Annotated in this window: 7 protein-coding genes; all 7 read left to right on the top strand. The window is 44.4% G+C overall.

Features of this window, described 5'->3' with window-relative positions; translation table 11 throughout:
• Nucleotides 1–1,076: glycosyl transferase family 1 (locus COT43_11500; GenBank protein PIS27250.1), on the top strand; the 1,076-nt coding region annotated here is incomplete at its 5' end.
• Nucleotides 1,073–1,966 carry a glycosyltransferase family 2 protein gene (locus COT43_11495; GenBank protein PIS27249.1) on the top strand — a complete coding sequence of 298 codons (894 nt, stop codon included), beginning with the start codon at nt 1,073–1,075 and terminating at the stop codon, nt 1,964–1,966. The genes COT43_11500 and COT43_11495, both read left to right, overlap by 4 nt.
• The gene (locus COT43_11490; protein ID PIS27248.1) at nt 1,963–3,084 is read left to right on the top strand and encodes a glycosyltransferase family 1 protein; all 1,122 of its coding nucleotides are present in this window, start codon (nt 1,963–1,965) and stop codon (nt 3,082–3,084) included. Before COT43_11495 ends, COT43_11490 begins: the two co-directional genes overlap by 4 nt.
• Nucleotides 3,081–4,376, top strand: a complete 1,296-nt coding sequence (locus tag COT43_11485) for a hypothetical protein (protein PIS27247.1) — start codon at nt 3,081–3,083, stop codon at nt 4,374–4,376. The genes COT43_11490 and COT43_11485 overlap by 4 nt, the downstream gene beginning before the upstream one ends.
• A 6-nt stretch (nt 4,377–4,382) precedes the next feature.
• A complete protein-coding gene (locus tag COT43_11480) occupies nt 4,383–5,102 on the top strand; it encodes a hypothetical protein (protein ID PIS27246.1) in 720 nt (239 codons plus the stop codon).
• A 23-nt stretch (nt 5,103–5,125) separates the two neighbouring features.
• On the top strand, nt 5,126–6,370 hold the full coding sequence (locus COT43_11475; GenBank protein PIS27245.1) for a hypothetical protein: 1,245 nt from the start codon (nt 5,126–5,128) through the stop codon (nt 6,368–6,370).
• A gap of 27 nt (nt 6,371–6,397) precedes the next feature.
• Nucleotides 6,398–6,949, top strand: a 552-nt coding sequence (locus tag COT43_11470) for a hypothetical protein (GenBank protein PIS27244.1), incomplete at its 3' end; no start/stop codon positions are given.

Here is a 6,949-nt window from a genome sequence, read left to right as displayed (position 1 = left end):
ACTTCAACACCCTTCTTTTTCAATCGCTCGCAGAACGCAACGAGGTTTCCGTCATTAATTTTTCCCGCCAGTATCCAAACTTGCTTTTCCCCGGAAAAACACAGATGATCGAAAATGAGTCTGAAGCGGCGGAATTTCACAACCGAATGATCGATTCAATCAATCCGATTTCGTGGCTGAAAACGGCACGTGAAGTCAAGCGGTTTTCGCCCGAATTACTAATTTATAAATACTGGATGCCGTTTTTCGCACCGTCTCTCGGAACCATTGCGCGCCGCGTTAAAAGTAATGGCAAGACGCAGACGCTTTGCGTTATCGATAACCTGACGCCGCACGAAAAACGCCCCGGCGATCTCATTCTGAATCGGTACTTAGTAAATGCCACCGACCATTTTATCGTGATGTCCAAAACGGTCGAAGCCGATTTACTGAGCCAAAAACCGGAGGCGAGTTACCGACTCGTTGCTCATCCGATTTACTGCAACTTCGGCGCGCCGATTCCGAAAGATGAAGCCAGAAAGCGGCTGGGCATTTCCGAAAAAAATGTCATCCTCTACTTCGGCTACATCCGAAAATACAAAGGAATTCAATATCTCATTCAGGCGGTTCCGAAGTTCTTGAACCGACTTGACGCTCTGACTATCATCGCTGGAGAATTTTACGAAGACAAAATGCCTTACATTCAGGAAATTGAAAAAACCGGGCAATCCGCAAAGATTCGTTTAATAGATCAGTTTATCCCGGATGAACAGGTCAATCTCTATTTTTCGGCGGCTGATTTGGTCGTTCTGCCGTACATTCACGCTACGCAGAGCGGCATTATGCAAATCGCGCTCAGTTACGAATTGCCTTGCCTCGTCACGCGCGTCGGCGGACTTCCCGAAATGGTCGAAGAGGGTCAGACCGGTTTTATCGTTCCGCCTGAGGATTCGGACGCAATCAGCGAAGGAATTATCCGATATTTTACAAATGCCGACCGCGAAATGATTCAATCGAATATTCGCGAGAAAAAGAGTTTATACAGTTGGAAGCATTTCACGGAGCAGATCGAAGAAATGGTTTCGGAGAAAAAATGAATTCACTCGTCGCCATCATCATCGTCAATTGGAACGGCAAACAGGTGACTTCCGAATGTCTCCAATCCTTGCGTGCGGTTGATTATTCGTCGTTTAATGTTTATGTCGTCGATAATGCGAGTTCCGACGGGTCGGTGGATGAAATTGCGCGATCGTTCCCGGAAGTTCGACTGATTCAAAGCACAGAGAACCGGTTTTATGCAGGCGGCAATAACTATGGATTCCAGATTGCCAAGCAAGATAAGCCGGAATTTGTCCTGTTCTTGAACAACGATACTGTCGTCGATAAAGATTTTCTGAAATATCTTGTCGGCGCCATTTCAAGCGATGAAAAGATCGGCATGGTAGGGCCGAAAATCTTTCATTTTGATCAACCGGACGTTATCTGGTCGGCTGGCGGATTCGTCAGTTTTTTCCAAGGCAAGACCGGACATTACGGGCTTCGCCGCAAAGACAGTAGCCGGTTAGATCAACAGCGGGAAGTTAGTTATCTGACCGGTTGTACACAGCTGATTCGAACGGAATTGTTTGAGAAACTCGGCGGATTCGACGAAAGCTACCATATGTATTCCGAGGACGCCGACCTTTGCCAGCGCGCCCGGAATGCCGGATACAAAATCATTTATATCCCACAATCAAAGATCTGGCACAAGATTTCCTCGTCTTCCGGCGGCGGATTGACGGCATACAAAATCCGCAACAAAATCCGCGGCAATCTCCGGTTTTTCCGTAAATACGCCCGCTGGTATCACTGGTTGACGATTCCCATTTTTGTCTTTCTGGACGGAATTGGCTTTATCGCCAAATCGCTGGTAACGCTGAACCTGAAAAATGTTTGGCGGCTGATCAAAGGCGTCGCCGGAATCCACAAATCGGAGCAAGCAAAATGAAACTGGTTTGGTTTTCGGAAATCCGCTGGGATTACATGACGACACGCAAACAGCAGATTCTGCCGCGCCTTCCGAAAGAATGGAAAATCCTGTTTGTCGAACCTTATACATTCGGAAAATCCATGCACTGGTTGCCCGCGAAGCGGGACAATATTATCGTTGTCGGCATTCCGTTTCTGAAAAATTATTCCAAACCGAAACTAATGGCTTTCGCCAACCGGAAACCGGTTCAACTCGTCATCGAATCTTTCGGCTATATCTGGCTATATTTCTGGCTGATTGCGCTCGGTTTTTACACGAAGAAGCGTGTTATTGGTCTGAGTAGCGTCAATTGGGGACGCATCGCTTCAAGAATGAAAGCCGATGTCAAATTCTATGACTGCAACGACAATCATCTGGCCTTTGGCGTCAATCCAGTCTGGGCAGAACCGTTTCTACAGAAATTCCTTGGGCATGCCGACTTCGCTTTTTTCGTCAGCCCGGAACTTGAATCGTTTATCAAAAAACTAGCGCCGGTGAAAACGATTACGCTAGGAAACGGCGTCGAGTTCGATCATTTCGCCACACCGAAACCGAAACCTGTCGCGATGGAGCGATTCGGCAAACCGGTTCTCGGTTATGTAGGGGCAATGGATTGGTTGGACATCAATCTGATTGAAAAAATCGCAAACCATTTTCCGGAATATGAAATTATCCTGCTGGGACCCGAAATTTCACCCGGTTGGTGGAACCGCCAGACATCGGTCAGTTCGATGAAAAACTCACATTATCTCGGAAAGATTCCATACGCCGATTTACCGGCTTATGTCCAGCAATTCCGTGTCGCACTGATTCCATTCGTCTGCAACGAATTGACCCGCGCACTCAATCCGAATAAACTTTACGAATATTGCGCCACCGGAAAACCGGTCGTTACGATGAATTATTCATCAACCATCGACAACCTGCGGCAGATAATTTATGTCTCGGATTCCATCGATGAATTCATACGAAATATCGAGCAAGCATTAACCGATGAGAATACCGAACGGCGGCAGGAATTCGCCAAACAACACGATTGGAGTGTGATTGCCGAAAAAATGGCCGAAACGATCCGCAACTACCGGAAACAGGCATGAACATTTTTCAGCAATTCAAAGCATTCATTCATTCGACGCTTCAATCCGAGTTCGTGCGAAACAGCATCATTTTATTTACCGGTTCGACGATTGCACAGGCGATCACAATTCTCATTTCACCGATTCTGACGCGCCAATATTCGCCATCTGATTTCGGCGTCTGGTCACTTTATATTTCCGTCGCCTCGCTATTTTCAGTGATTGCGACCGGCCGGTACGAATTGGCAATTATGTTGCCAAAAGAAGACAAACACGCCGCCAATCTGCTTTCACTTTCGGTTTATATTTCCATCAGCTTGAGCGCGATCGTCCTGATATTCGTGATCTTTTTTCACGACTGGACGGCGCACCTCCTGAATAACGCAGAATTATCTAAATATTTGATTTTCACGCCTGCAACGATCCTTTTGACCGGATTGTTTAACGCGTTCAACAACTGGCTGACCAGAAAGAAGCGGTTCAAGCCGCTAAGCACAAGCCGCATCGCGCAGTCCGGATTTTCAGCGGGAACAAAGATCGGCATGGGATTCGTCGGTTCAGGTCCGCTGGGTTTGATCCTTGGAGATTTGATCGGTTTGGCGGTATCCGTCATGATGCTCGGACGCAATATCTGGTTACAATTGAGACGAAAATTGTCATGGATATCAAAAGACGAAACGATCAGGCAGGCGAAAATTCATCAGGATTTCCCGAAAATCAATTCACTCCACGCATTTGTCGATATTATCCAAACCAGCGGCACGGCGTTTCTCATCTCGATCCTGTTCGATTCAGCAACGCTTGGTTTATTTTCATTCGCCGTTAGAATCTTACGCATGCCGCTCTATCTGATCGGTACCTCCATCTCAAAAGTATTTTACCAAAAAGCCGCGATAACATATCAGGCTGGCGGTGATTTGCACGAACTGGTTCGGAACATGGTCTTGAAATTGGTCTGGATTTCAATGCCGTTTTTCATTGTTACGGTTCTATATGCGCCGCCGATTTTCTCGTTTGTTTTTGGCGCGGAATGGCGTGAAGCGGGCGTCTATACCCAACTACTTTCGCTATGGTTTTTTGGGAATTTTATCTTCTCGCCGGTTTCGGATATTCCTCTGCTTGTCAATAAACAAAAACCATATCTTGGATTAAGTTTGGGTTACAATATCTCCATTTTGGCTTCACTGGGTATATGCGGATTTTTGGGTTGCAATGTCAGAGTTACTTTTGGAATTTTATCGATTGTAGTTTCGGTTTGGATGTTCATATTTATTTTATGGCTATTGAAAATCTCAAAATTGAAAGGCAATTAAAACAATATGAAATTTGAAGACGATTTAACTCCTTTCCTTTCGGATAGTGAGTTCTCCAATGCGCTCAGAGTGAAAATTTCGGAGAAAGAGACCACTGTTCTGTCAAGAATCGAATACCTTGAATCACTGGTGCGCAATAAAAACATCATACATATCGGTTGTGTCGATCATATCCCTCTCATCCCCTGGAAAATCAAGAACAACATCTGGTTGCACAAACGATTATCGGATTGCACAAAACGTTGTTTGGGAATTGATTTAAATGAAGAGGGAATTCAGTATCTTAAAACCAAATTGAACTATCAGGATGTGATCAGGCTGGATATAACCGAAGAATATCCAGCGAAGGAAATTATTTTACAGAAGTGGGATTACGCAATCGTCGGAGAAATCCTTGAGCATCTGAATGAACCATTCTCTTTTTTGACTTCCATCAAGCGTAATTATTCCGGCATCATTGACCGGATTGTCATAACGGTCCCGAATGCTTTCCGCCTGCCCAATTTTCTATTTGCAAGAAAGCATATCGAGTACATCAATTCCGACCATCGCTTCTGGTTTACACCTTTTACTTTAGCCAAATTGTTATCCGATGCAGGAATGAAAGTCGAGGAATTCCAATTTTGTCAAGATTATCCGCTCACTCGAAAAAGCATCGTGCGGAAAATCATCCTGAAAAAATATCCGGCGTTCAGAAATGTTCTCGTCATGGTTGCAAAGATCTAGCAAATTTTATAGAAGAAACAATTTTGAAAAATTCAACAGCAATTCTCGACCTCATTCTCTTCACCGATTCCTTTCCTTACGGTTCAGCAGAAACCTTTCTTGAAACAGAAATATTGTACCTTTCTGAAGCATTCAATCACATTATCATCGTTCCATACACACGAACATGGGTGAAAAATTCATCTGGTGAACCCATACGCCCCATTCCATCAAACGTAATCTGCAAACACCCACTAATTCCGAACCCCTACAATCGAACATACCGCTTTTTATCGGGAGTTTTCAACTTTTCACCGATCGCCCTTTGCATAACGGAATTTTTAAGAAGACGAGTTTTCCTAAAAAAAGCATGGCTTTTCGAATGGATGAATTCCTCGCTCCGAACCCGCGCAATATTGGCTCATCCAACCTTTAGAAAAATTAAACAGTCAGGCGGAACTCTCTATTTTTATTGGGGGAAAAATGCGGCATATTTGCTTCCATTTTTTAGACATAATCCCGGGAAAAAAGTCGTCCGATTTCACGGTGGTGATTTGTATGAGGAACAACGTGCAAATGGATATATACCTTTCCGCGAACCGATTCTCAGAAGTTTAACACACGCAGTTTTTATTTCCGAGCATGGTGAAAATTATCTTCATCAACAATTCCCAAATATTAATTTCGCGTCACAAGTTTTTCGTCTGGGTGTTTCGGATGCAGGATTGTCATTTCCCAGTCGTGATAATGTACTCAGAATCATTTCCTGTTCTGCATTAATTCCGGTAAAGCGCGTAAATCTAATCGTTTCGGCGCTGATGCGAATAGATTTTCCAATTGAATGGACGCATTTTGGCGATGGCCCAGAGCGAGAGGAGTTGCTGACAGCATCGCAAAAACTGCACAAGAATATTATGGTAAGGTTTTCTCTAAATATCCCCAACAGCCATCTTCGGAAATTCTACGTCGATCATCGTGTTGACCTTTTTCTTCTCGTCAGCGAAAGCGAAGGAGTTCCAGTCTCCATCATGGAAGCGCTCTCTGCGGGAATTCCTGTCATAGCAACAGCAGTTGGCGGAACACCAGAAATTGTTGACAACTCTGTTGGACGTTTGCTACCCAAAGATATTAGCATCAATGACATTGCAAACGAAATTCGCACATTCTACCATTTACCGCCAGACACACGCAAAATGCTGAGAGAAAACGCAAGAAACCGTTGGGAGGAAAAATGCCGCGCCGATATATTATACCGAAGGTTTGCTGATTTTTTATCACATTCTGATTAACAAGTTTTGACTCGAAGAGGTATTACTGTGACAAAAACCAAGATCGTTTCCAAATCGACAAAAAAGAAACGCCAATCCTTACCGCTATGGATGAAGAATCCATATTTTTACATCATTGCAGGATTCGTGATCATTTTGATTATCCTGTATCTTAAAGTCCTTTTTGTCGGTCAGGATTTTTCGCAACCGGACGCGGTTTCTGCCGGTTATGCCAATGAAGGATTGAACTACCACTTTTCCAAAGAACATACCTATCCGCTCTGGAATCCTTATCTCTTTTCCGGAATGCCCGCCTTTGCTTCAATGTCCTTCAATAAATTTGCTTATTTTCCGGGATTGATCCTGAACCCGATCAATTATCTCAAAGTACCGGGTTCGGTTTTCATGATTCTTCACTATCTTCTTGCCGGGCTCGGCACCTATTTGCTTCTGCGGCGGTGGGCACTCGATAAATTGTCGGCATTTTTCGGTGGCGTCACTTTTATGATGATGCCTTATATCGTGACCATGTATGTCTTCGGACATGGTTCCCAAATGATGTGTGCGACTTACATCCCGATTATTTTATACGCGATCGTC

It is taken from the genome of Candidatus Marinimicrobia bacterium CG08_land_8_20_14_0_20_45_22, assembly GCA_002774355.1.
Taxonomy (GTDB): Bacteria; Fidelibacterota; UBA2242; order UBA2242; family UBA2242; genus 0-14-0-20-45-22.
The sequence above is the reverse complement of the archived record's forward strand: the minus strand, read 5'-3'. Positions and strand labels throughout refer to the sequence as shown.